Source organism: Achromobacter sp. D10, from assembly GCF_035282245.1.
GTDB classification, from domain to species: Bacteria; Pseudomonadota; Gammaproteobacteria; order Burkholderiales; family Burkholderiaceae_B; genus Achromobacter; species Achromobacter insolitus.
Genome location: NZ_JAYJLE010000006.1, coordinates 28,081 through 53,149, shown reverse-complemented (window position 1 = coordinate 53,149; position 25,069 = coordinate 28,081). Strand labels below are relative to the sequence as shown.

General features: G+C 65.4%; 24 protein-coding genes. 11 read left to right on the top strand and 13 right to left on the bottom strand.

The features are described from left to right. Window positions 1-50 precede the first annotated feature (50 nt). From VCS63_RS18030 to VCS63_RS17995, 8 genes are all read right to left on the bottom strand, one after another. The gene (locus tag VCS63_RS18030; RefSeq protein ID WP_323880585.1) at window positions 51-674 is read right to left on the bottom strand and encodes a hypothetical protein; all 624 of its coding nucleotides are present in this window, start codon (window positions 672-674) and stop codon (window positions 51-53) included. Between the two features lie 130 nt (window positions 675-804). Further along, window positions 805-1,368: an SMI1/KNR4 family protein gene (locus tag VCS63_RS18025; RefSeq protein ID WP_175199590.1), complete on the bottom strand. Its 564-nt coding sequence runs from the start codon at window positions 1,366-1,368 to the stop codon at window positions 805-807. Window positions 1,369-1,447: 79 nt separating this feature from the next. Beyond that, entirely contained in the window at window positions 1,448-2,371 is a 924-nt protein-coding gene (locus tag VCS63_RS18020; protein WP_323880583.1) for a DMT family transporter, read from the bottom strand. Window positions 2,372-2,638: 267 nt separating this feature from the next. Next, complete coding sequence (locus VCS63_RS18015; protein ID WP_082900571.1) at window positions 2,639-3,634, bottom strand: tripartite tricarboxylate transporter substrate binding protein; 996 nt, start codon at window positions 3,632-3,634, stop codon at window positions 2,639-2,641. Between the two features lie 36 nt (window positions 3,635-3,670). Further along, the gene (locus tag VCS63_RS18010; protein WP_042795085.1) at window positions 3,671-4,816 is read right to left on the bottom strand and encodes an alpha-hydroxy acid oxidase; all 1,146 of its coding nucleotides are present in this window, start codon (window positions 4,814-4,816) and stop codon (window positions 3,671-3,673) included. Next, the gene (locus VCS63_RS18005; RefSeq protein ID WP_323880582.1) at window positions 4,813-5,721 is read right to left on the bottom strand and encodes an NAD(P)-dependent oxidoreductase; all 909 of its coding nucleotides are present in this window, start codon (window positions 5,719-5,721) and stop codon (window positions 4,813-4,815) included. The genes VCS63_RS18010 and VCS63_RS18005 overlap by 4 nt, the downstream gene beginning before the upstream one ends. Before the next feature lies 1 nt (window position 5,722). Then, complete coding sequence (locus tag VCS63_RS18000) at window positions 5,723-6,916, bottom strand: fumarylacetoacetate hydrolase family protein (RefSeq protein WP_323880581.1); 1,194 nt, start codon at window positions 6,914-6,916, stop codon at window positions 5,723-5,725. Window positions 6,917-6,918: 2 nt separating this feature from the next. Continuing rightward, on the bottom strand, window positions 6,919-7,893 hold the full coding sequence (locus VCS63_RS17995) for a Bug family tripartite tricarboxylate transporter substrate binding protein (RefSeq protein ID WP_042795087.1): 975 nt from the start codon (window positions 7,891-7,893) through the stop codon (window positions 6,919-6,921). A gap of 272 nt (window positions 7,894-8,165) precedes the next feature. Between VCS63_RS17995 and VCS63_RS17990 the strand changes: the two genes are divergently transcribed. From VCS63_RS17990 to VCS63_RS17980, 3 genes are read left to right on the top strand one after another with little or no spacing between them, the layout of a single operon-like run. After that, window positions 8,166-8,948, top strand: coding sequence for an enoyl-CoA hydratase-related protein (locus tag VCS63_RS17990; RefSeq protein WP_042795088.1), 783 nt, complete (start codon window positions 8,166-8,168; stop codon window positions 8,946-8,948). A gap of 36 nt (window positions 8,949-8,984) precedes the next feature. Beyond that, window positions 8,985-10,205, top strand: coding sequence for a CoA transferase (locus VCS63_RS17985; RefSeq protein WP_323880578.1), 1,221 nt, complete (start codon window positions 8,985-8,987; stop codon window positions 10,203-10,205). Between the two features lie 39 nt (window positions 10,206-10,244). Further along, on the top strand, window positions 10,245-11,174 hold the full coding sequence (locus VCS63_RS17980; protein ID WP_323880576.1) for an amidohydrolase family protein: 930 nt from the start codon (window positions 10,245-10,247) through the stop codon (window positions 11,172-11,174). Window positions 11,175-11,193: 19 nt separating this feature from the next. Here VCS63_RS17980 and VCS63_RS17975 read toward each other — a convergent pair whose 3' ends face one another. The 4 genes from VCS63_RS17975 to VCS63_RS17960 all read right to left on the bottom strand — a co-directional run bounded on the left by VCS63_RS17975 (window position 11,194) and on the right by VCS63_RS17960 (window position 16,439). After that, window positions 11,194-12,111 carry a transcriptional regulator GcvA gene (locus VCS63_RS17975; RefSeq protein ID WP_323880574.1) on the bottom strand — a complete coding sequence of 306 codons (918 nt, stop codon included), beginning with the start codon at window positions 12,109-12,111 and terminating at the stop codon, window positions 11,194-11,196. A 137-nt stretch (window positions 12,112-12,248) separates the two neighbouring features. After that, window positions 12,249-13,835, bottom strand: a complete 1,587-nt coding sequence (locus VCS63_RS17970) for an aldehyde dehydrogenase (NADP(+)) (protein WP_323880573.1) — start codon at window positions 13,833-13,835, stop codon at window positions 12,249-12,251. Between the two features lie 47 nt (window positions 13,836-13,882). Beyond that, window positions 13,883-15,214 (bottom strand): MFS transporter, encoded by a 1,332-nt coding sequence (locus VCS63_RS17965; protein ID WP_042795092.1) that lies wholly within the window; start codon window positions 15,212-15,214, stop codon window positions 13,883-13,885. A 91-nt stretch (window positions 15,215-15,305) separates the two neighbouring features. Beyond that, window positions 15,306-16,439 (bottom strand): iron-containing alcohol dehydrogenase, encoded by a 1,134-nt coding sequence (locus VCS63_RS17960; RefSeq protein WP_076815456.1) that lies wholly within the window; start codon window positions 16,437-16,439, stop codon window positions 15,306-15,308. Between the two features lie 129 nt (window positions 16,440-16,568). On the opposite strand from VCS63_RS17960, the gene VCS63_RS17955 reads away from it, so the two are divergent. From VCS63_RS17955 to VCS63_RS17940, 4 genes are all read left to right on the top strand, one after another. Then, on the top strand, window positions 16,569-17,489 hold the full coding sequence (locus VCS63_RS17955) for a LysR family transcriptional regulator (protein ID WP_076815458.1): 921 nt from the start codon (window positions 16,569-16,571) through the stop codon (window positions 17,487-17,489). Window positions 17,490-17,670: 181 nt separating this feature from the next. Beyond that, the gene (gene groES / locus VCS63_RS17950) at window positions 17,671-17,958 is read left to right on the top strand and encodes a co-chaperone GroES (protein ID WP_006221616.1); all 288 of its coding nucleotides are present in this window, start codon (window positions 17,671-17,673) and stop codon (window positions 17,956-17,958) included. Window positions 17,959-17,995: 37 nt separating this feature from the next. After that, window positions 17,996-19,636 (top strand): chaperonin GroEL, encoded by a 1,641-nt coding sequence (gene groL, locus VCS63_RS17945; RefSeq protein ID WP_042795093.1) that lies wholly within the window; start codon window positions 17,996-17,998, stop codon window positions 19,634-19,636. A gap of 201 nt (window positions 19,637-19,837) precedes the next feature. After that, window positions 19,838-20,764 (top strand): YihY/virulence factor BrkB family protein, encoded by a 927-nt coding sequence (locus tag VCS63_RS17940; protein ID WP_042795094.1) that lies wholly within the window; start codon window positions 19,838-19,840, stop codon window positions 20,762-20,764. Window positions 20,765-20,775: 11 nt separating this feature from the next. On the opposite strand, the gene VCS63_RS17935 is transcribed toward VCS63_RS17940, so the two are convergent. Continuing rightward, window positions 20,776-21,273, bottom strand: a complete 498-nt coding sequence (locus VCS63_RS17935) for a MarR family winged helix-turn-helix transcriptional regulator (RefSeq protein ID WP_063642803.1) — start codon at window positions 21,271-21,273, stop codon at window positions 20,776-20,778. 140 nt (window positions 21,274-21,413) lie between these two features. Between VCS63_RS17935 and VCS63_RS17930 the strand changes: the two genes are divergently transcribed. The 4 genes from VCS63_RS17930 to VCS63_RS17915 all read left to right on the top strand — a co-directional run bounded on the left by VCS63_RS17930 (window position 21,414) and on the right by VCS63_RS17915 (window position 25,015). Beyond that, on the top strand, window positions 21,414-22,871 hold the full coding sequence (locus VCS63_RS17930; RefSeq protein ID WP_323880568.1) for a 2-hydroxymuconic semialdehyde dehydrogenase: 1,458 nt from the start codon (window positions 21,414-21,416) through the stop codon (window positions 22,869-22,871). A 25-nt stretch (window positions 22,872-22,896) separates the two neighbouring features. Next, window positions 22,897-23,349: a RidA family protein gene (locus VCS63_RS17925; protein WP_042795096.1), complete on the top strand. Its 453-nt coding sequence runs from the start codon at window positions 22,897-22,899 to the stop codon at window positions 23,347-23,349. Between the two features lie 6 nt (window positions 23,350-23,355). Continuing rightward, window positions 23,356-24,336 carry a LysR substrate-binding domain-containing protein gene (locus VCS63_RS17920; protein ID WP_323880567.1) on the top strand — a complete coding sequence of 327 codons (981 nt, stop codon included), beginning with the start codon at window positions 23,356-23,358 and terminating at the stop codon, window positions 24,334-24,336. A gap of 127 nt (window positions 24,337-24,463) precedes the next feature. After that, the gene (locus VCS63_RS17915; RefSeq protein WP_042795098.1) at window positions 24,464-25,015 is read left to right on the top strand and encodes a 3-hydroxyanthranilate 3,4-dioxygenase; all 552 of its coding nucleotides are present in this window, start codon (window positions 24,464-24,466) and stop codon (window positions 25,013-25,015) included. Window positions 25,016-25,069 lie beyond the last annotated feature (54 nt).

Here is a 25,069-nt window from a genome sequence, read left to right as displayed (position 1 = left end):
ATCGCAAGGCTGCGCATTTACCTGCTGACGGCTGGCCGCTGGCAGCACGCTCATAACGTCATGGTCGGCTGGTCTTCGATCCGGAAGAACAGGGGGCTCGGCCCCATGAAGCCCGTCCCGTCCAGATACTCGAACTCGACGCGCTGCCCCGGCGAGGCTGCCTGCCCGAAGTGCTCGACCCGGTACATCGCGCCTCCGATGCGATAGTTGTGAACCAGCGTGGACGCGCCCGAGTTGGTCGTGCGCACGCGATACGTCACGGCTTCCTCGACCAGGCCGCGCACCCCATGCTTGTAGCGAGCACGCTTCAACCTGGGACTGCGCATGCCCAGGACGAGCCCCATCAGCACGAAGAAGCCGGCCAGCGGGATCAAGGGCCCCAGGAACAGGCTGCCGGCCAGCGGCAACAGGGCGAGCGCATAGAAGAACTTACGCACGCCCAGTTCTTCCTTGCGCACGGCCCCGCGGTCGGCATCGCTGACTTCCTCGACCGAATTCCAGGCCTGCGCGCTCGTCGGGTATTCGGCCCGCAGCAGTACGGGCGGCGCGTCGGGGAGCAGCGTCAGCAGATGCAGGCGAACCGGCAGATCCGTCAGCGCCGCGGCAGCCATGGGCCGCGCCCCGTCGCGGGTGTCCCTCGTGATCTCGTTCCAGAACGGCAGAGCCACATCCACGCGCTGCTCGCCAGCAGCAAGAACATCAAACCAGCGAACACCGCCGTCAGCGATCTGCCACTGCGGCCGCGGCGCAGCAGCAGCATGTCCTCCTCGGAAAGGGGTTCTTCCGTGACTTGCACGGGCGCAGTCATCCTCGCGTCGCCCGTTCGGCCAGTCGCTGCGTCATGTCCTGCTGGCGCTGCATCAGATCAGCGATCTGCTCCGCATAGAGGTCCGTGAGATCACCGCTCAGCGGCTCCGAATCGGTCAAGTCATCGATCACGACGACTGTCCCCTCCTGATCCACGCCCCAGATCCGGCTGCCATCACCCACGATCTTCAGCAGGGGCAGGACGCCGTGCAAGCCCGCCTCGGCGAGCTGGCGCTGCTGGGCCGATATGCTGGCCCATTCAGGTAGTTCCGGAGCGTCGATGCCCAACAGCACCAAGCCTCGCCAGAAGGTCCAGGCCGGCCCTACCTCGAACTCTTTCGCATGCGGCCAGACTTCCTCGCGCGCCATCACGCACAAACCGTTGGTGCGCTGGCAGAAGGCCGCAAACGCCGCCGGCAAGGGGAAACCGACGGCAGCCTCAAGGCGGGCGATCGCTTCCGCGTCGGGCGCGGGCGCGGCCACAACCTCGAAATACTCGGAATCCACGGGATCCAGGATCTCCCATATGCGTTGGTGAAACTGTTCGGCGGTCATGGTCATGCAAGTTTCCTGAATCAAAGACAAGTCCCGGTTCGCCGCAAAGGCGGGAACCTCAAGGGCGCCCACTCCATTTGGCGGGCTATCGGCGTTGCCGCGCCTCGGCGCGACGCCGCCCGACGTGCATCAGCGTCATGCCCGAGATGGCAAGCGCGGCGCCGATGAACAGGTTCGCAGGCGTGGCCTCGCCCAGCCAGAGGCTCGAGAACAGCACGCCGAAGACGGGCACCAGCGTGATGTAGCCGGAAGCCGCCCCGGCGCCCAGCGCCTTGACCCCTTCGAAATACCACGCGTAAGCGATCGCGGTGGCGCCGAACGCCAAGGCCAGCAGGCTGCCCCAGGCGCTGGCGGGCGCCTGCCCCAGTTTTTCCCAGGCGGGCGTACCCTCTACGATCAGGCTGGTCAGCAGCAGCATGAGCGCGCCGATAACAGTGGTGACTGTTGTCGTGGTCAAGGCGTCCACACCCTTGAGCACCAGTCGGCCGATCAACGTATAGGCCACCCAGCATGCCACACAGCCAAGCAACAGCAGTTCACCGATGCCCACCCCAGTGCCAGTCTGCGAGCCACCGCCGCCAATGGCGATATACGCGCCTACGGCCGACAGGACCATGCCGGCCAGGATGGCGGGATTGAGGTGCTCGCGGAACAGAATCGCGGCCAGCAGCAGAGTCGCGCCTGGATTCAGGGTCACCACGATAGCGGCCTTGCCGGCGGGCACCAGTTGCAGGCTCAACATGAAAAAGCTGGAGTAGCCGAAGACACCCGTCAGGGCAGCCGCGGCCAGGCCAAGCCATTGATTGCGGGACAGCGACTTCAGGCCCCGCAGCGCCGAAGCGCGATGCATCCACAAGACCAACGCCACACTGGCCAACAGGAATCGGAGGCTGGCCGCGGCCAGCGGGGCCATCGACTGGGCGACGACCTTGCCCCAGGACCACGACGCGCCCCATAGCGCTGCCATGCCGACCAGGCGCAGGTGCGTGGTCATCAACGTGTTTTTCATGTGTGCTTCGATGGTGAGCGGCGGAGATCGCACGAGGGAGCCGTGCAAAGACAACGCGTCGAGGTCGCCAATCCGTGGCAGCCGTCAACGCCCGTGCGAGATTTTAGCTGGCCGCGGCAAACGTGCCGCCGGCCAGGAGATCGCAAGGGGGGGGCTGCGCTGCATTCCGGAATTCCTGCTCCGGTCGCAACCGCTCAGTCACTCAGTGAGCCAAATCCCAAATCGAAGGGGATCCGGCGCATGCCAACGTAGCACTTCGATGTTTTCTCAAGGCCGCAGTGCAATGCCGCTGGCGATCACCTTGAGATCCGCGCCTTCCTTATCCATGCTGGCAGCGAACACGGGTGCATCCTCGTACGTGTCCGTGGTGAAGAACTGCTTTTCCATCACTTCCCGCAGTTCCGGATCGCGCATGGACTTCTCAGTCGCCTCGCGCAGCACCTGCACCACGGCGTCCGGCGTGTCATTGGGCACGGCCAGCCCGCGCCAGGTTCCCAGAACCAGGTCCATATTCCGCTCGCGCAGCGTGGGCGTATTGTCCAAGCCTTTGATCCGCTTTTCCGACATGACGCCCAGGGCCCTGAGCTTGCCCGAATTCACATAGGGAATCACCTCCGGCGCGCTCGCGATCACGGCATCGATGTGCCCGCCCAGCAAACCGAGCAGCGCCGGCGCTCCACCCTGGTAGGGAATGTAGTTGAACGTGGCCTTTCCCTTCTCGGCCAGCGCTGCCGAAGCCATGTGCCACATCGACCCCTGGCCCGCGTTGCCGATCTGGATGTTGGCATCGGGCTTGCGCGCCTGGGCCAGGAAGTCCTCGATGCTGGCATACGGAGAATCGCTGCGCACCACGATCACCGCCGGGTCCGCGTTCAGTTTGGCTATCGGGCGCAACGCATGCTGATCAAACTTGGCCAGGCCGAGGTGATGCAGGAAGGTCAACTCCACCGTCGTCAGCGCCACCTTGTAGCCGTCCGGCTTGGCGCGGATAACTTCCTGCCAGCCGATAACGCCGGCCGCGCCGGGCTTGTTGACGATGACGATGCCCTGGGGCAGCACCTTGGCAGCCGCCTTGGAAAAAGCCCTGGCCATGACGTCCGCGCCGCCGCCGGCCTGGTAGGGCACGACCAGCTGGATCGGATGCTGCGGATAGTCGCCGGCCGCAGCCAGCGCAGGCGCCGCGGCCAGCGCCAGCATGGCCATGCCAGCAAGCAGCTGCCTGCGGCGCGCCGGCACCGATGTCTTCGAAAGGGATTGGTGCATGAGAGTCTCCAGTTTTCTTATGTTCAGGAATCGTTGTCAGGCGGGCAGCAGGATGGATGCGTCCACGTCCCGTATGTCGGTCTTTCCGCAGAACGCCATCGTCAGGTCGAGCTCCTTGCGGATGATCTCCAGCGTCCGCGCCACGCCCTGCTCGCCCATGGCGCCCAGGCCGTACAGCATGGCCCGGCCGATATAGACGCCCTTGGCGCCCAGCGCGACGGCCTTGAGCACGTCCTGACCGGAGCGCACGCCGCCGTCCATGTGGACCTCGATGTCCGAGCCCACCGCCTGGGCGATCGCCGGCAGCGCGCGGATCGAGGACGGCGCACCGTCCAGCTGCCGCCCGCCGTGGTTGGACACGATCAGGGCATCGGCGCCGCTGGCCACCGCCAGCCGCGCGTCCTCCACGTCCTGGATGCCCTTCAGGATCAGCTTGCCTTTCCACAACCGGCGGATCCAGGCGATGTCTTCCCAGCTCAACGCCGGGTCGTATTGTTGCGAGCTCCATTCGGCCAGCGAGGTCATGTTGTCGACGCCGTCGACGTGGCCGATGATGTTGCCGAAGGTATGCCTGCGGGTTCCCAGCATTCCCAGGCACCAGCGCGGCTTTCCGGCCATATTCAGCAGATTGAGCAAGGTGAGCCGGGGTGGCGCGGAGAGGCCGTTCTTCAGGTCCTTGTGGCGCTGGCCGCTGATCTGGAGATCCAACGTCACGACCAGCGCGGAGCAGCCCGCGGCGGCGGCCCGTTCGATCAACCGCTGGACGAACTTGCGGTCGCGCATCACGTACAGCTGGAACCAGAACGGATGCCCGTCCGTGCCCTCGGCCACGTCCTCGATGGAGCAGATGCTGACCGTAGACAGCGTGAACGGCACGCCGAAGGCCTTGGCCGCGCGCGCCGCCAGGATTTCGCCGTCGGCGTGCTGCATGCCAGTCAGGCCCGTGGGCGCGATGGCCACCGGCATCGCCACGTCCTGGCCGACCATGGTGGATGCCACGGAGCGGCGCGAAAGATCGCGCGCCACCCGCTGGCGCAACAGGATGCGCTGGAAGTCCGCGGTGTTGGCCCGGTAGGTGCTTTCGGTCCAGGAGCCCACATCCACATAATCGTAGAACATGCGGGGCACGCGCTTTTCCGCCAGCGCGCGCAGGTCCTCGACGCAGGTGATGGTTCGCTTCATGCGTCCTCTCCCTTGGCGCCGGCCCGTCCCATTTCGTACAGGCGGATGAGGGATGCCGAATCGGCAAGCGCTCCGCCCGCTTCGACGTAGCGCGAAAACAGCCTCGCTGCCTCCTCCACCATGGGCAGATCGCAACCCGCCTCGCGGGCGTGCGCCTGCACCGCCGACATGTCCTTGGCCAGCTGGCGCGCATAGCCGATAGGGGGATCGAAACGCCGCTCAAGAATGCGCGGGTAAAGTTTCTGCAGCAGCACGCTGTCCGCGAACCCTCCCTTCAGGCAGTCGGGCAGCCTTGCCGCGTCGATGCCGGACGCCTCCGCCAATAGCACGGCCTCGCTCATGAGCGCGAAGCCCGCACCGACGATGGCCTGGTTGATGATCTTCGCTGTCTGTCCGGCGCCGACAGGTCCCATGAGCGTCACTTGGCTGCCCAGCGCCTGTAGCACAGGGCGGGCCTGCTCGAAATTCTCCGGGCTCGCCCCCGCCATGATGGTGAGCTGACCATCGCGCGCAGCTTGCGGTCCCCCGGACACCGGCGCGTCCACCCACCCCATACCTGCCAGCCGCCTTGCGTGCTCCGCCAGCGTCCGCGTGGTGGCGGGCGCGATCGTCGAGAAATCGACGATCAGCTTGCCCTCGCCGCCGTCCGCCTGGACGATGCCCTGCGGGCCCCGGGTGCAGAAGTCGACCGCCCCGTCGTCCAGCACGCACATCAGCACCACGTCGCTCTGGCGCGCGACCTCGGCTGGCGATGCCAGCGCAATGGCGCCCGCCGTTTCCACCGAGGCCAGCCTCTCGGGCTCGCGGTTCCAGACGAATACCGGATAACCCAGGTCTCGCAGGCGCAGCGTCATGGCTTCGCCCATCAGGCCGATGCCGATAAAGCCGATGCTAGGGAAATTCATGTCAGATAAGCTCTCTTGCGGCCAGATTGCGCATCAGCGCGCCGATGCCGAAGGTCCAGGCCGGCAGGCGATTGCTCAAACCGACCCGGTTGAACAACCCGCCCAGCCGGGCACTGTAGATGCACACTGCGTCGTCCACATGGTGGGTAAAGCCCGCGCCGGGCGCGCCGCGGTCCTCCGTCGGGGCGAACATGGTGCCGCAGAACAGGAAAATGCCGTCCGGATACTGATGGTGCGCGCCCATGGCGTGCGCGACCAGGCTCTCGGGCGAGCGGCTGATGCACTGCATAGAGCTGCTGCCTTGCAGGACGAAGCCGTCGGCGCCTGATATGGTCATTTGTACGTCGGCAGAGGCGATGTCGCGCAGCGTGAAGCTTCTGTCCAGCAAGCGCACGAACGGTCCGATGGCGCAGGACGCATTGTTATCCTTGGCCTTGCCGAGCAGCAACGCGCTGCGCCCTTCGAAGTCCCGCAGATTCACGTCGTTGCCCAGCGCGGCTCCCACGATCTCGCCGCGCGAATTCACCGCCAGCACGACCTCCGGTTCCGGATTGTTCCACTGCGATTCCGGATGCAGGCCGACGGCGGCGCAGTGGCCCACCGAGGACAGCGGCGCCGCTTTGGTGAACACTTCGGCATCGGGCCCGATGCCGACCTCCAGGTACTGCGACCACAAGCCCTTGCCCGACAACATTTCCTTCAGTTTGCGCGCCTCGTCGGAACCGGGCTCGATAGCCGATAGGTCCTCGCCTACGATGGCGGTCATCGACGCCCGGATCGCATGGGCCTTGGCGGGCTCGCCGCGGGCCTGCTCTTCGATCACGCGCTCCAGCATGCTTGCCGCGAAGGTGACCCCTGCCGCCTTGACGACCTGCAGATCGCAGGGCGCCAACAGATGCGGATGCCGCTGATCGCCACCATGGCGCAAGCTGCTCTCCAGCCAATCCTGCACCGGCCCCAGGTCCGCGCCCTGCGCGTGGGCTGCCAGCGCCAGGCGGTCTTCACGCTCCAGCAGGGCGGACAGCGTGGGCACCTGGACGCTCAGGTCAACCAGGCGGCCATTGCGCACCGCGACCACGCAGGGGCCCTCCAGGCTGCCGTCCGCGCCCCCGGGACGCCACACCCTGCCCACCAGCGCGGCTGCGGCCAGGTCTTCGGGAAGGGTGCGTTCAATTACGAATTTATCCGTGTTCATCTTCAGACAGTCACATTTGCATCACGAATCACCTGGGCCCATTTGGCTTTCTCGCTTGCGATGAACGAAGCGAATTGCGCCGGCGACCCACCGCCGTCTTCCGCGCCGAGCGACAGCAGCTTCTCGGCTACCGCCGGCACTGCCAGCGCGTCATTGATATCCCGGCTCAGCGCCTGGACCAGGGCATCGGGCATGCCACCCGGTCCCACGATCCCATACCAGACCCGGGCATCGAAACCCGGATAGCCGCTTTCGGCGAGCGTGGGAACCGAAGGCTGCGCCTGCGCGCGCCTGAGACTGGTCTGGGCGATGGGCACCACCGCCCCGCTCTGGACCTGGGGCGATGCCGACGCCATGGTTTCAAAGCTGTAGTCGATCTGGCCGCCGATCAAATCGGAAATCATGGGCGCCGATCCCCGGTAAGGAATGTGCAGCGCCTTCACGCCCGTGCGCAACTGGAACATTTCCAGTGCCAGGTGTTGTATCGAGCCCGCGCCCGCCGAACCGAAACTCACCGAGCCGGGGCTTTCCTTGCAGCGCCGTACGATGGCCTCCAGCGTCTGCGCGCGCTGTTCCTTGCGACAGATGAGCAGGCAGGGCGTGGTTCCCACCAGCGTAATGGGTGTGAAGTCGCGCTCGACCACATAGCCGATCTTGGGGTACAGGCTGGGCGCCACCACGTGGTTGCTGAAATTGGTCATCAGCAAGGTCGTCCCGTCGGCTTCCTGCTTGGCCACGTACTCGGCTGCGATCACGCCCGCCGCGCCAGTCTTGTTCTCTACGACGACGGTGCGCCCCCAACGGCTGCCCAGCTGCTGCGCCAGAACCCGCGTGACCACGTCCGTCCCGCCTCCGGGCGGAAAGCCCACCACGATACGGATGGGGGCCTTGGGCAGCAGCTCGCCCGCGCTGGCGGCCCTGGCCATGCCGTGCATGGCGGCAAGCCCCGCCGCTACCAGAAATTGGCGTCGTTGCATGTCTCGTCTCCTTGGTTTCCTGCTCCGCGCCTGCTTCTTTGGTGAGGTCCGGATGGCCTCCTCAGGCTGTGGTCGAAAAAAGTATAGGAGCCGCCATTCGGCCCAACAACGTGGAATATTTCAGGCGATAGACAAGTTTTTCTCATGCACCGCTAGCTGAGTTTTTCTTGGGCAGACACCCAATTTTTCTCGGTTGAGCGCGTGGACCGCGCTTCCTACACTTTTCGCATGCGATGGCAACTTCGCCCCACCCGATACAAGGCATTCGATCCATGGAAGACGCAATCCTCCTGTCCCGAGACGAACAACAGATCGTCACCCTCACGCTGAACAATCCGCTCAAGATGAACGCCATGAACCTGGAAATGTGGCAAGGCCTGGGCGACCTGATGCAGGAGCTGGATGCCGACGACGCGGTGCGCTGCATCGTGGTGCGCGGCGCGGGCGAACGCGCCTTCTCGGCAGGCGCCGACATCGAGGAGTTCCCCCGCACCCGGCTGAACAAGGCGCAGGCCATGGCCTACGGCAAGGTGACGCACCGGGCCATGCAGGCGGTCTCGGCCAGCCGGCATCCCACGCTGGCCGTCATCCAGGGCGCCTGCGTGGGCGGCGGACTGGAACTGGCCTCGGTCTGCGACATGCGCGTATGCGGCGAATCCAGCCGTTTCGGCGCTCCGATCAATCGCCTGGGCCTGGTGATGTCCTATGGTGAACTCGGCGGCCTCGTGACCCTGGCGGGCCCCGCCGTCGCGTTGGAAATCGTGCTGGAAGGCCGCGTGTTCGACGCTGCCGAAGCCCTGCAAAAAGGCCTCGTCAACCGCGTGGTGCCCGACGCCTCGGTATTGGAGGAAGGCTACGCCGCCGCCCGACGCATTGCCGCGGGCGCGCCGCTGGTGGCGCGCTGGCACAAGGATTTCGTGCGGCGCCTGGCCCAGCCCCACCCCCTCACGGACTCGGAACAGCAAGTGGCCTACGACTGCTTCGAAACCGAGGACTTCCAGATCGGCTACCGCGCCTTCCTGGCCAAGCAGCGCCCTGCCTTCGTCGGCCGCTGAGCCACTCCGCCCACTCTTCCCTTCTTTACGATAGCGATGACTCTTCCTCTTTCCCGAATCCGCGTACTCGACGTCAGCCAGATCATGGCGGGCCCCTATTGCTGCATGCTGCTGGGTGACATGGGCGCCGACGTCATCAAGGTGGAAACGCCCGGCGTGGGCGACCAGACGCGCCGCGCCATGGGCTTCAAGCTCAAGGGCGAGGACAGCGGCGGCTTCATCGCCCTGAACCGCAATAAGCGCAGCGTGGAGATCGACCTGAAGAATCCGCAGGGGCTCGAAGCGTTCTACGAACTGGTGCGCAGCGCGGACGTCCTGGTGGAGAACAACCGGCCCGGCGTTGCCGCTCGGCTGAAGATCGACTACCCCAGGCTGCAAGCCATCAATCCACGCCTGGTGTATGCCAGCATTTCCGGCTTCGGGCAGACGGGCCCCTGGGCGCTGCGCCCCGGCCTGGACTTGATCGCGCAGGCCAGCTGCGGCGCAATGAGCGTGATGGGCGAGCCCGGAGGCGAACCCATGAAGTCCAGCGTACCCTTCGCGGACCTGGGCGCGGCGCTGTTTGCCGCCTACGCCATCCTGAGCGCCGTGATCGGCCGCGGAGAAACCGGCCTGGGCCAGTACATCGACGCCTCGCTCTTCGAAACCGCGCTCGGGCTGTCGATCTGGGAAACCGCGGAATTCTGGGGCACCGGCCGGGTACCCTCGCCCCTGGGCAGCGCCAATCGCATGAGCGCTCCGTACCAGGCGATCCGCGCCGCCGATCGCCACCTGGTGATCGGTGCCGCCAATCCCAAGCTGTGGGCGGCCCTGTGCGCAGTGATCGATCGGCCCGACCTGCTCGCCGACCCGCGCTTCCGCGACAACGTGGAACGTCTCAAGAACCGGAAGGCGCTGATCGCGTTGCTGGAACAGGAGTTCGCCCGCCGGCCCGCCGCCGAATGGGTGGACCTGCTGCTGGCGGCCGGTGTACCGGCCGCGCCCATACAAAACTACGAGGAAGCCCTGGACTGCGAGCAGGCCCGGGCCCGTGACATGGTCGTGGAGGGCGAGCATCCCGTCGAAGGCAAGGTCAAGATGCTGGGCTTTCCCGTCAAGCTGCGAGGCACGCCGCAGCAGATCCGCCGCGTCGCGCCCTTGCTCGGCGCGCACACCGCAGAGGTCTTTTCCGAGCTGGGACTCTCGGCCGAGCGCATCGAGCAGCTGCAGGCAGCCGGCGCTTTTGGCGCTCGGGACAAAGCCGCCGTAGCCGCATAAGCGGTACATTCCATCGATCCTCCGCGGCCTTACCCCGCCATGACTCCTGCAGACAACGACATTCCGGCGTTCATCGACGCGCACCAGCACTTCTGGGACCTGGACCGAAATCCCTATCCCTGGCTGCAGGGCGAGACCGTCGAAGGTTTCCGCTATGGCAGCTACGAAGCGCTGCGGCGCAACTACCTGCCGGAAGACTTCGCGGCCGACACCCGGGGGTGCGCGCCGACCGCCACGGTCCATATCGAAGCGGAGTGGGATCGCCGCGGGCCGGTAGACGAAACCCGTTGGCTGACCGGGCTGGCGCAGCACCATCGACGCCCGTCGGTCCTGGTTGCGCACGCCGATCTGGGCGCGCCGGACGCCGGGCAGGTCTTGGCGGCCCAGACCGCGTTCTCCATGGTCCGCGGCATCCGCCACAAGCCCGCCGTGTCGCCACGGGCGGCCGACGCGCGCCGCGGGCAGCCCGGATCGATGGACGATGCCCGCTGGCGCGAAGGCTATGCGCTCCTGCAACGCTTCGGCTTGTCGTTCGACCTCCAGGCGCCATGGTGGCATCTGGAACAGGCACTGGAATTGGCGCGCGATTTTCCGGTCACCACGCTAATCCTCAACCACACCGGCCTGCCTTCGGACCGCAGCCCGCAAGGACTGGCAGGCTGGCGCAAAGCGCTGGAAACGCTGGCCCTCGCGCCCAATGCGGCGCTGAAGATATCGGGATTGGGCCAAGTCGATACGCCATGGTCGGCGCAGGCCAATATTCCATTGATCCGAACCGCTATCTCCATCTTCGGCGCGGAGCGCTGCATGTTCGCCAGCAATTTCCCGGTCGACAGCCTTGTCACCAGCTACCCCGCCATCGTGGCGGCCTTCGCCGAGGCCATCGCGCCCCTGGCGCCCGCGGAACGGCATGCGCTGTGGGCCGGCAATGCGGCCCGCATCTATCGGATTGGCGCCCACGCGCAATGAGCGGCGGCCCGGCCCGCCGCTAGGCGGGAGTGTCGCGAGCCAGTTCTTCGCGCATCCAGTCGACAAAGGCCGCAATGCGTGGATCTTCCAGGCGATTGCGCGGGAACACCAGGTAGTAGGCGAATTCGACGGGCAGGCTGTGCTTCGGGAACAGCCGCACCAGTTTGCCGGATGCCAGGTCCTGACTCACCCAGCTCTTCTTCACCAACGCCACCCCCTGCCCATCGATCGCCGCATCGATCACCAAATGGCTGGGCCAGAACGAAGGTCCGCGGGTGGCATCCAGGTCATGCACGCCCATGTGCGCCAGCCAGGTGCCCCAATTCGGGTTGCTGACGTCGTCGTAGGTGCTGTCGTCGTGCAGCAGCACGTGGTAGCGAAGGTCGGCGAATTCATGGATGGGATGCGGCCCTTGCTGGAGAGCGGGGCTGCAAACGGCGAACACTTCCACGGGCAGCACCAGTTCCGAGTGCAGTCCGGCGTACACGCCGCGTCCGTAGCGGATTTCCATATCTACGGCATCGCGGGAAAAATCCGCCATCAGCTTGGAAGTGGAGACCTTCAGGTCCAGGTCCGGATGTTGACGGCTGAAGCGGCTCAGCCGCGGGATCAGCCACTTGACGGCAAAAGTCGGTGGCAGATTGATCTTGAGCAGCGAGGTGCTCTTCTCGCGGTGCAACTGATAGGTAGCGACCTCCAATTGCCGGAACGCCTCCTGCACGCCCGGCAGGTAAGCCTTGCCCGCCGGGGTGAGCGTAAGGATCTTGGAGTCGCGCACGAACAAGGCGATGCCCAGGTTCTCTTCCAGCGACTTGACCTGATGGCTGACCGCCGAAGACGTCACAAACAATTCTTCGGCCGCTTTGGTGAAGCTCATGTGTCGCGCCGAGACCTCAAATGCGCGCAGCGGATTCAAAGGGGGGATTTTTCTAGCCATAGGAGAAGCGCGCATCCATCCGGAGTTGCAAAAAAAGTCGCTCATTGGGCGCCAATGAGCGACTTTACATGGCCTCATGCGAGCCGCGGCCGACTGCGGCGCCGCCGCGTGACTCGTGACCGGATTCTACCCCTGCTTCAGGGCTGCTCCATCGCGCCATCGACCAGGCGCCACACGCCCTGCGGATTCGCCTGCTGCAAGGCAGCCGGAAGCAATTCGTCGGCGATGTCCTGGTAGCAGACCGGCCGCAGGAACCGGTCTATGGCGCTGCTGCCCACCGAGGAGTACATGGCATTGGAGGTAGCCGGGAACGGCCCGCCATGCACCATCGCGTGGCAAACCTCGACGCCGGTCGGAAAGCCATTGGCCAGGATCCGGCCGCACTTGCGTTCCAGCACAGGCAGCAAGCGGCGCGCGGCGCTGTGATCAGCCTCGTCCAGGTGCAGCGTCGCTGTGAGCTGGCCTTCGAGCAGATCGGCCACCTGCAGCAGTTCGTCGAGGCTGCGCGCCTTCACCACCACGGACGCGGGGCCGAACATTTCGGCCTGCAGCTCGGGCGTGCGCAGCAGGCGCTGGGCATCCGTCACGTACAGCGCTGCCTGGGCGGCATTGGCCTGGCCGCCGACCTGCGCGCCGCTGGCCACTCGCTCCACACCTTCCAGAGCGTCCACCTGCGCGCGGCCGCTCTCATAGGCGGCGTGGATGCCTGGCGTGAGCATGGTCTGCGCCGCCTTGGCGCTCAGCGCCTTGCCGGCCGCGGTCACGAAGCGCTGCAGATCGGGTCCGTCGATCGCCAGCACCAGGCCGGGATTGGTACAGAACTGGCCGGCGCCCATGGTCAGCGAGTCGGCAAAGCCCTGGGCCAATGCCTCGGCCCCCGCCGACAGCGCCCGCGGCAGCAGGAACACGGGGTTGATGCTGCTCATCTCGGCATAGACCGGAATCGGCTCGTGGCGGCTGTTGGCGATGCGCAGCAGCGCCAGGCCGCCCTGGCGCGAACCCGTGAAGCCGACCGCCTTGATGCCGGGGTGCGCGACGAGCGCCTCTCCAATGTTCCTTCCCGCGCCGATCAAGAGGGAGAAGACGCCCTCCGGCATGTCCAGCCGCTCGGCCGCCTTCTGTATGGCCCGGCCGACGAGTTCCGAGGTGCCCAGGTGCGCGCTATGCGCCTTTACGATGACTGGCGCACCCGCCGCAAGCGCGGAAGCGGTATCGCCGCCGGCCACGGAGAAGGCCAGCGGGAAGTTGCTGGCGCCGAACACGGCCACCGGGCCCAGCGGGATCTTGGCCAGGCGCAGGTCGGCGCGTGGAGCCGGCTGGCGCTCGGGCTGGGCCGTGTCGATCGTGGCGCGCAGGAAATGCCCGTCGCGCACGACCTGCGCAAACAGTCGCAGTTGGCCGGCGGTGCGCGCGCGCTCGCCGGTCAGGCGGGCCACCGGCAGGCCGCTCTCGGCGTGGGCTCGCTCGATCAGCGCATCGCCCAGCGCCAGGATCTCTTCGGCAATGGCCTCTAGGAACGCGGCGCGGCGCTCCAACGGCAGATTGCGATACGAGTCGAAAGCGCGGGTCGCCAGATCCACGGCTCGCTCCACGTTCTCGCGCGAGCCCAGGCCGAATTCCGGCTCCGGGATCTCGGCATTGGCCGTGGGATTGAAAGCACGCTGGCTTCCAGCCTGTCCGCGGATGGCTGCACGGCCGATCAGCATTTCTCCAGTGAGTTGCATGGGATAGGTTTCCTGTTGGATGGTTGGAATGGGAGTTTGTGGTGGATTCAGTCGTCCAGCGGCTGGCCGCTACGGTCGCGCGCCATGGCCACGGCCCCGATGGAGACCACTGCGCAAACGGCGAGGAAGAGCACCACGGGCACATAGCTGCCGCTGAAATAGGCGATCAGCGCTGTCGCGATCAGCGGCATGGGGCCGCCGACGAGCGCGGCGCCGATCTGGTAGCCGAGCGACATTCCGGTGTAGCGGATCGAAGCCGGAAACGCCTCGGCCAGCAGCGTCCCGATCATGGCCCCGTAGCTGGCCCAGATGATGCCCAGCCCCACGACGATGGCCAGCGCAGCCGCAGGGACGGACTTCTGGTCCAGCAGCCAGAAATACGGGAAGATCCAGGCAAGGAACGCCAGGCTGCCCAGAATGAAGACCTTCTTGCGGCCGATCCTGTCGGACAGGTAGCCGAAGAACAGCATGAAGGGGAACGCGATCAGCGCGCAGACCAGCACGATGTTCAGGATGGTGGAGCGTGCAAACCCGTGGTCCATCATGTAGGAGACGGTGAAGGTTGCGTAGAGGAAGAAGGTCGAGGTTTCGATGACCTTTGCGCCGATGGCGATCAGCACCTCGCGCCAGTGATGCTGCAGTGTCTCCTTGAGCGGAATGCGCGCACTGCTGCGGGTAGCCTGGATTTTCTTGAACGAAGGCGTCTCGCCCACGGCATTGCGGATCCACATGCCGATCAGCACGAGCACGATCGAGCCCACGAAGGGAATGCGCCATCCCCAGGACAGGAAGGCTTCCTCGCTCATGCTGGCGCTCAGCATGGACGTGATGATGTTGCCCAGTGCCAGGCCCAGCACCGCGCCCGTCTGCGGCACGGCGCCATAGAAGCCGCGCTTGGTGCGCGGCGAGTACTCCACCGCCAGCAATACGCCGCCGCCCCACTCGCCGCCCAGCGCCAGGCCCTGCAACAGACGCAATATGGTCAGTAGTATGGGCGCGGCCAGGCCGATCTGCGCGTAGTTGGGCAGCAGCCCCATAAGCACGGTGGACAGGCCCATGATGGACAACGTCATGGCCAAGGTCTTCTTGCGGCCGACGCGATCGCCGATATGCGAAAAGATCACGCCGCCCAGCGGCCGGATGAGGAACGCCAGCGCGAAGGTCGCCAGCGCCAGCATCTGGCTCACCAGCGCGTTGTCGCTGGGGAAGAACTGCTTGGCAAAAATGATGGACGACATCGTTCCATAGAGGAAGTAGTCATACCATTCGATGGTGCTGCCGACGGCGCTCCCGAAGAGTGCGCGGCGACGCTCGGCGTCCGGAACCATGGTCTCCTTGGAGCTCATGGAATCCAGTGCGTTTAAAGAGGTGCTGCTCATGTCTCCACCTGCTTCTTTCTATGTTTGGCTATGGTTTCGTCATGCACGCCCATGAGCGGCCCGGCTGCGGCCGCCTGGGCATGCGTGGAATTCACATCGATTGCCGCAGCATCTCGACGTAGTCCGCGGCGGACGCTTCCCGCGGGTTGGTGCGGTGGCTGTGATCGGCCAGCGCGCCCTGCACGATGCGGTCGAACAGCGCTTCGTCCACGCCGAGCTGCCCCAGGCCCGTCGGCAACTGCAGTGCGCGGGACTTGGCAACCAGCGCATCCTCGATCGACACCGAAGCCGGCAGGCCCATGGCCTGCGACAGGCGCGCGATCTTGTCCTCGCGCACCACCGATTCGGCGCCGCGGTTGTAGCGGATCACCGCCGGCAGCAGGATCGCGTTGAGCGTGCCATGGTGCAGCTTGGGATTGATGCCGCCCAGCGAATGGCTGAGGCTGTGCACGCATCCCAGGCCCTTCTGGAACGCCAGCGCGCCCTGTAGCGAGGCGCTCATCATGTTGGTGCGCGCTTCGATATCGGCAGGCTCGTGAAAAGCCCGCTCGATGTGGCGCCAGGCTCGCCACAGGCCGTCCAGCGCGATGCCGTCCGCCGGCGGGTTGAAGGCCGGGGCCAGGAAGGTCTCGATGCAATGCGCGATTGCATCCATGCCGGTCGCCGCCGTCAGTCCGGCGGGCAGGCCCAGCGTAAGCGCCGGATCACAGATCGCCACCTTGGGAATCACATACGGAGAGAGGATGCCGACCTTGCGCCCGTCGTCGAGGATGATGATGGCGCCACGCCCGACTTCGCTGCCCGTGCCTGCGGTCGTCGGAATGGCGACTATGGGCAGCGTGGCGGCAGTGATGCGCTGCAGCCCGCCCTCGATCAGCGCGAACTGGCGCAACGGCCCTTCGTGGCGGGCAGCCACGGCCACCGCCTTGGCCAGGTCGATCGACGAGCCCCCGCCCACGGCGACGATACCGTCGCAGCCACCGGTCTTCAGGGCTTCGACACCCGCGCGGACTGCCGATTCGGACGGGTTGGACGGCGTCTCGTTGAAAACTGTGCCCGGCTGGCCGAGCACGGACTGCACCTTCTCGACGATGCCGGCGGCTTGCACGCCCTTGTCCGTCACGATGCAGGGTTTCGCAATACCCAGCTTGTCGCAGACCTCTTTCAGTTCAGCCAGGGCGCCGGCGCCGAAACGCACTTCGGTCACGTAATTGATCAAAGCCATATTGCCTCTTCGTTAAAACAGTTTGCGAAGGGCAGTCTAGGGAGGCGGCCGATTTCGGTACACTGACAGCTTGCGATAGAGATATAACTTTTATTCATAGTGAATCCCGCGCCGAGCCTGAATTCCGTGATGTCGCGGCTGCACGCGAAGCAGTTGCGGCTGCTCATCGCCATCGAGGAAAGCGGCTCCCTGCTTGGCGCGGCGGACAAGGTCGGACTCACCCAGCCCGGTGCGAGCAAGGCCTTGCGCGAGCTGGAACAGACCTTCCAGGTCGAACTCTTCGCACGCACCAACCGAGGGTTAATACCTAATGAAGCCGGAAAGTGCGTGTTGCGGTTTGCGCGACTGATCCAGGCCGACATCAATAACCTGAGGTTTGAGCTGGAAGCGATTGCCAGCGGCGCGGGCGGCCGGCTGGCGATCGGGACCATCATGGGCGCGGTGCCCCTGCTGACCGACGTGATCTCCGACCTGCTCCAGCAGCAGCCGCGCACGACCGTGGAAGTGGTGGAGGACACCAGCGAAACCCTGCTGGACCTGGTGGACCGCGGCCGCCTGGACGCGGCCATCTGCCGCTCCTCGGTAAGCAGGACGCCGGACATTTACGAATCGATCTTCATCAAGGACGAATCACTCTCGGTGATTGCCAACGTCGACCATCCCGCCATGGGATCGGAATCCGTCGAGTTGACCGACCTGCAGGACAGCCGCTGGGTGGTCTACCGCGCCCACATGCCCATGCGCCGGCTGCTGGAACGCGAGTTCCACGAAGCGCAGCTCAACTTCCCGCTACACCTGGTCGAGACCACGTCTACGCTCACCACCCTGTCCCTGCTCAGCCGCAATACCGACCTGGTGGCCCTGGTGTCCGACGACGTGGCGAACTACTTCTGCCGCCACCACCTCGTCGGCGTGCTGCCCCTGCACCTCAAATCGCGCAGCGAACCTTATGAGCTGGTGCTGAGAAATGGCGCGCCACGCAGCCCCACGCTCAACCTGTTGCTGGAATCCCTGAACCGCGTGCTGACCGCCGGCTCGCTCCAGGGCTGACCCGAGGTTCCGCCTCGCTCAAGGGAATTCGACGGCAGCCGCCAATATGTAACAGCGCGCCTTCCCCCCTTGAACCCTAGAACATCATCCCTATAATTAGCACTCGACACCGGTGAGTGCTAACAGCGTTCCCGGGCCTAACCGATCATTTCCTTCTCTTTTTTTGCAACAGGAGTTCCTCATGGCCTTGCGTCCCCTGGGCGATCGCGTGATCGTCAAACGCCTCGAAAACGAGCGCAAGACTGCATCGGGCATCGTTATCCCCGACAGCGCCGCCGAAAAGCCCGATCAGGGTGAAGTCGTGGCCGTCGGCCCCGGCAAGAAGACCGAAGACGGCAAGATCCTGCCGGTCGACCTGAAGGCTGGCGACAAGGTGCTGTTCGGCAAGTACGCCGGCCAGTCCGTGAAGGTTGACGGCGAAGAGCTGCTCGTCATCCGCGAGGACGAAATCCTCGCCGTGGTCCAGTAAACCCCGCCTCAAACGAATTTTCGAAGGAAGCTAAGAAATGGCTGCCAAGCAAGTATTGTTCGGTGATGACGCCCGCGTGCGCATCGTCCGTGGCGTGAATGTCCTCGCCAACGCTGTCAAGACCACCCTGGGCCCCAAGGGTCGCAACGTCGTGCTGGAGCGCTCGTTCGGCGCCCCGACCGTGACCAAGGACGGCGTGTCCGTCGCCAAGGAAATCGAACTGAAGGACAAGTTCGAGAACATCGGCGCCCAGCTGGTCAAGGACGTCGCCTCGAAGACCTCCGACAACGCCGGTGACGGCACCACCACCGCCACCGTGCTGGCCCAGGCCATCGTTCAGGAAGGCCTGAAGTACGTTGCCGCCGGTTTCAACCCGATCGACCTGAAGCGCGGCATCGACAAGGCTGTCGCCGCCGCCGTCGCTGAACTGAAGAAGCAATCCAAGCCGGTCACGACCAGCAAGGAAATCGCCCAGGTCGGCTCGATCTCCGCCAACAGCGACACCTCCATCGGCCAGATCATCGCTGACGCGATGGACAAGGTCGGCAAGGAAGGCGTCATCACCGTCGAAGACGGCAAGTCGCTGGAAAACGAGCTGGACGTCGTCGAAGGCATGCAATTCGACCGCGGCTACCTGTCGCCCTACTTCATCAACAACCCGGACAAGCAAGTTGCCGCGCTGGAAGATCCGTTTGTCCTGATTTTCGACAAGAAGATCAGCAACATCCGTGACCTGCTGCCCGTGCTGGAACAAGTTGCCAAGTCGAGCCGTCCTCTGCTGATCATCGCTGAAGACGTCGAAGGCGAAGCCCTGGCTACCCTGGTTGTGAACAACATCCGCGGCATCCTGAAGACGACCGCCGTCAAGGCTCCTGGCTTCGGCGACCGCCGCAAGGCCATGCTGGAAGACATCGCCATCCTGACGGGCGGCACGGTGATCTCCGAAGAAACCGGCATGTCGCTGGAAAAGGCCGGTCTGGCTGAACTGGGCCAAGCCAAGCGTATCGAAGTGGGCAAGGAAAACACGACCATCATCGACGGCGCTGGCGACAGCAAGTCGATCGAAGCTCGCGTCAAGCAAATCCGCGTCCAGATCGAAGAAGCCACGTCCGACTACGACCGTGAAAAGCTGCAAGAACGCGTGGCCAAGCTGGCCGGCGGCGTTGCCGTGATTCGCGTTGGCGCTGCCACCGAAGTCGAAATGAAGGAAAAGAAGGCTCGCGTCGAAGACGCCCTGCACGCCACGCGCGCTGCAGTGGAAGAAGGCGTTGTGGCTGGCGGCGGCGTTGCTCTGCTGCGCGCCAAGCAAGCCATCGCTGACCTGAAGGGCGACACGCCTGATCAGAACGCCGGCATCAAGCTGATCCTGCGTGCTGTGGAAGAGCCGCTGCGCACCATCGTCACCAACGCCGGCGAAGAAGCCAGCGTGGTCGTCAACACCGTGCTGAACGGCAAGGGCAACTACGGCTACAACGCCGCGACCGGCGAGTACACCGACCTGGTCGAGCAAGGCGTGCTGGATCCCACCAAGGTGACCCGCACCGCCCTGCAGAACGCCGCTTCCGTCGCCAGCCTGCTGCTGACCGCCGAAGCTGCCGTGGTCGAACTGGCCGAAGACAAGCCCGCTGCTCCGGCCATGCCCGGCGGCATGGGCGGCATGGGCGGCATGGACTTCTAAGTCCAGCCCTCCTTGCAAGGCCTCCCCGGCTCCGGCCGGGGAATGCAGTATCCCGAAAAACCCCCGGTCCTTCGCCCCGGGGGTTTTTCTTTTCCCGCGCAACGCAGCCTCACTAGCAAACACGTTTGCGCACAATCTGCGGGTTTCGCCGCGGCGCATGCGTCCCTACAATGAAGGCTCTCCAAGAAAGAGCCGAGCCCCATGCGTTTTCCGAAGACCCTGTTGCGTACGCTGCACCCGTCCGAAATCGGCGGGCTGCTGATGGACTCCGCCAAGCAGTGGTCGACCCATCGCGCGTCGAGCAAAGGCGCGGCGCTGGCGCTGTACATGGTGTTTTCGCTTGCGCCCATGCTGATCCTGGTGATCGCGGTGGCGGGCGCATTCTTCGGCGAGGACGCCGTGCGCTCGGAGTTGTTTTCGCAGCTGCGCGACCTGACCGGCGAACGCGGCGCTGAAGTCATCCAGACCGTGCTGGCCAGCGCCCATGAATCGGGCAAAGGCTGGATCGCGGCCCTGATCTCCATTTTTGTGCTGATCTTCAGCGCCACCACGGCCTTCGCGGAACTGAAGGCCAGCCTCGACGAACTATGGGAGGTCTCGGCCAACCAGAAAGGCGGGCTGCACGGCATGGTCCGCAGCCGCATGCTGTCGTTTGGACTGGTGCTGGTGCTGGCGCTGTTCCTGTTGATCTCGCTGACAGTGAACGCCGCTCTCGGCGCCGCGCGCACCTACTACGGCGATTTGTGGACGGCGTCGTCGTTCGCCTTGGTGGCGGAATGGATCTCCAGCCTGTTTTCGTTTTCCATCGTGGTGGCGCTCTTCGCGGTCATATATAAGCTGCTGCCCAGCGCCAGGATATCGTGGCCGGACGTGATACCCGGAGCCATCGTGACGGCGGCGCTGTTCCTGGTGGGCAAGTGGGGCATTGGCCTCTACCTCAGCCGCGGCGCGGCCGTGTCCGCTTACGGCGCGGCGGGATCGCTGATCGCGCTGCTGCTGTGGATCTACTATTCAGCGCAGATCTTCTTCTTTGGCGCGGTGTTCACGCGCCAGTTTGCGCTGCGGTTCGGCAGGAAAAACCCGCCCGGGACGGCCACGGTGGATTCAACCGCCGCGCCCGGCTCCTGAACGCCGCACCGTCACGTCGCGGCGCCGTCCTGTTGTTCCAGCCCTGCCATCAGGCGCAGGCATTTCAGGAACACGGGCCGCAGGTCCTCCGGTATGGGCGCCAGCACCTCCGCTTCCACGGCGGCATCCTGCGGCAGGATGCGCGCCAGCAACGCAACCCCCTCTTCCGTGATCTCCAGCGCGTAAGCCCGGCCGTCCTGCGCTGAGCGCTTGCGGCGCACGTAGCCCTTCTTGGTCATGCGGGCAATCATCTCGGCGAAGGAATTGCGGTCCAGCGCGATCAGTTCGGCGATCCGGTTCTGCGTTGCGCCCGGATTCTGGTAGACGGTGATCAGCAGCGCCTTCTGGCGCGGCGTCAGGTCTTCATCGGGAAAGGCCTGCGCAAACAGGGCTTCGGCGCGGAAATGGGCGCGACGCAGCAGATGGGAGGCGACCTGGGTCAGGTCGAACGCCTGCAAGGCCTGGGGAGCGGCCTGCTCGGCACGGGCGGGTCTGGCGTTGGCGGTCATCGGGCTTCCAAGGGATACGCCTGGCGATTGTAGGCGCTGGCATGGACAAAAACGGCCATGGAGGGAGACCTTGCGCTTCTTTTGATCCGCCAATATAGTACGTATACGTATTTATTTTACATCCCCACCGAGTGCTGGACATGACGATCCGACAATTGCGCAACTACATCGACGGCCGCTTCGAAGACGGCGCGTCCACCTTCAACAAGCACAGCCCGGTGGATGGGCGGCTGATCGCACACGTCCACGAAGCGGGCCGCGACCAGGTGGACCGCGCCGTGGCGGCTGCGCACCGCGCTTTGCCGGCCTGGGCGGGATTGCCGGTGGCTGCGCGCACGGATTATCTGCTGGCGCTGGCCGATGGCATCGCTCGGCGCTTCGACGACTTCCTGCAGGCCGAGATCGGCGACACAGGCAAGCCGGTGGGCTGGGCGGGCAAGATCGATATCCCGCGCGGTGCGGCGAATTTCCGCGCCTTTGCCGAGCTGGCGCGCACGCTGGACATGGAAAGCTACATGACGGACACCCCGGACGGCAGGCAGGCGCTGAACTATGCCTACCGCAAGCCGCTGGGCGTGGTGGGCGTGATTTCCCCGTGGAATCTGCCGCTGCTGTTGCTGACCTGGAAGGTGGCGCCCGCGCTGGCCTTCGGCAATACGGTGATCATGAAGCCATCCGAAGTCACGCCCTCCACGGCCACCCTGCTGGCTGAAGTGGCCCACGAAGCCGGCCTGCCAGCCGGCGTGCTGAACCTGGCGCATGGCTTCGGTCCGGCTTCGGCGGGGGAATTCATGACCACGCATCCTGACATCGACGGCATCACTTTCACGGGAGAGTCCGCGACGGGCGCCGCCATCATGCGGGCCGTAGCGCCCGGCGTGAAGCCGGTGTCCTTCGAGCTGGGCGGCAAGAACGCCGCGCTGGTGTTCGCCGACGCGGACTTCGACGCTGCCGTGGACGGCGTGACGCAATCCGTGTTCGCCAATTGCGGGCAAGTCTGCCTGTGCACCGAACGCGTCTACGTCGAACGTCCGATCTATGAACGCTTTGTCGCGGCGCTGGCGGCGCGGGCCGAAGCCTTGCGCATCGGCTGGCCCATGGACCCCGCCACCGAGATGGGGCCGCTGGTGTCGCGCGAACATCGCGAAAAAGTGCTGTCCTACTTTGCTCTGGCGTGCGAGGAAGGCGCAACGGTCGTGACCGGTGGCGGCGTGCCGGCGTTCGGCGACGCGCGCGATGACGGCGCCTATGTGCAACCCACGATCTGGACCGGCCTGGCGGAGGACGCCCGCTGCATCAAGGAGGAGGTCTTTGGCCCGGTCTGCCATGTGGCGCCTTTCGACACGGAAGACGAAGCCATCCGCCTGGCCAACGATACGCGCTATGGCCTGGCCGCCGCGGTATGGACCCAGAACCTCGCGCGCGGACACCGCGTGGCCCAGGCCATGAAGGTGGGGCTGGCCTGGGTCAATTGCTGGTTCCTGCGCGACCTGCGCACGCCGTTCGGCGGCAGCGGGCTGTCGGGGATCGGCCGCGAGGGCGGCCGCCATTCGCTGCATTTCTATACCGAACCCACCAACGTCTGCATTAAGCTCTGACCCACCCCACGCAAAGGAAGATGCGATGAATCCGTCCCAGCCCCAATCGGACCCAGCCGGCAGCACCGCCACCGTCGTCGCCGGCAAGGCTACGCCGCGCGGCAAGTATCCGCACATCAAGCGCGCCGGGGACTTTCTTTATGTCTCCGGCACCAGCTCGCGCCTGCCCGACAACCGCATCGCCGGCGCCGAGGTCGATGCGATGGGCACCGCCACGCTGGACATCCAGGTACAGACGCGCGCCGTCATCGAGAACATCCGCGATATCCTGGCCACGGCGGGCGCCACGCTGGCCGACGTGGTCGAGATCAGCACCTTCCTGGTCAACATGAACGATTTCGGCGGCTACAACAAGGTCTATGGCGAGTACTTCGACTCCGATGGCCCGGCCCGCACCACCGTCGCCGTGCACCAGCTGCCGCACCCGCAGCTGCTGATCGAGATCAAGGCGGTTGCCTACAAGCCGCAGGCGCGCTAGCGGCCCATGGCGGACTTCCGCATCACGCCCAACGCGCTCAGCCGCAAGCTGAAACTGCACCAGCTGCAGATCTTCGAGCGCGTGCTGGCCTGCCGGTCGCTGTCGCGCGCCGCGAGCGAACTGCACCTGACCCAGCCCACCGTCACCAAGGCCATCCACGAAATGGAGGCCTTCTTCGGCACCACCCTGTTCGACCGCTCCAATCGCGGCGTCACCCCGACGGAACTGGCCATGGTGCTGGGCCGCCGCGTGCATGCCATGATGGCCGAGATCCGCTACATGGCCGACGACATCGACGCCGTGCTGGGCGGCGCCAGCGGCCACGTGGTGGTGGGCACCCTCATCGCCGCCTCTGCCAAACTGCTGCCCGAAGCCATCGCGCGCCTCATGACCGCGCACCCCGGCATCCAGGTCAGCGTGCGCGAGGGACCGACCGCGCAACTCTTGCCGGCGCTGGCGACAGGAGACCTGGACATCGTGGTCGGCCGCCTGCCGGGCGCCGACATGGCGTCCATCTCTGGCGTGGCGGTCGATCATCACAAACTCTACCGGGAAGAGCTATGCCTGGTGGCGCGCGCCGCCCATCCCCTGGCCGGCGCGCCGCCTGCGGCACTGGCCGACCTGGCCGACCACATCTGGATCCTGCCCGCCCCCAGTTCGCCGCTGCGCGCCTCGATAGAACGCAGCTTTCTCGACGCCGGCCTGCGCCTGCCGACCCGGCATGTCGAGTCCCTGTCGCTTTTGACCAATATCGGCGTACTCATGCACAGCGACGCGCTGGCGCTGTTGCCCTACGACGCGGCGGCGCCGTTCCTGTCCATGGGCATGCTGGCCCGCCTGCCCACCGATGCCTTCGGCGCCTTTGGCGACGTGGGCTACTCGGTCCGCGCGGACCGTCCGATGACGCCGGCCTGTCAGCGCCTGGTGGATTACCTGAAGCAAAGCGCGGCGCAGCGCGTCGAGACCGGGGGCCGGCACACGACCTAGGATTATCCCGCCATAGACATCAGGCATGGCCGACCGCGTAATTTCTATTGTGCAGACCCGCCAGGTCCCGCCTAGACTTCACGCTATGGGGCGGCCTCGGTTCGCCCCCAGACTTCCGGAGATCCCGATGCCCGCCTATGGCCCGCCGTTGAATTTCCAGCGCTGGATTGACGATCACGCCCATCTGCTCAAGCCGCCGGTCGGCAATCAGCAGATCTGGCAGGACGCCGACTTCATCGTCACCGTGGTCGGTGGCCCGAACCACCGCACCGACTACCACGACGATCCGCTGGAGGAATTCTTCTACCAGTTGCGCGGCAATGCCTGGCTGTCGCTGTGGGTGGACGGCAAGGCGGAACGCGTGGACCTCAAGGAAGGCGACATTTTCCTGTTGCCGCCCCACGTGCGTCATTCGCCGCAAAGGCCCGAGGCCGACAGCGCCTGCCTGGTCATCGAACGCCAGCGCCCGCAAGGCCTGCTGGACGGTTTCGAATGGTACTGCCCGTCCTGCGGCAGCCTGGTGCACCGCGTGGAGGTGCAACTCAAGAGCATCGTGACCGACCTGCCACCGCTGTTCCAGGCCTTTTATTCCAGCACCGAAAAGCGCACCTGTCCCGGCTGCGGCGAGATCCATCCGGGCAAGGGGCATGCGCCCTCCGCTCAGGCGGCGCCGGCCTAGAGGCCTTTTCAGCCAGACCAGCCTTGCGGCAAGCCGCCGCACGCCCGACCGACT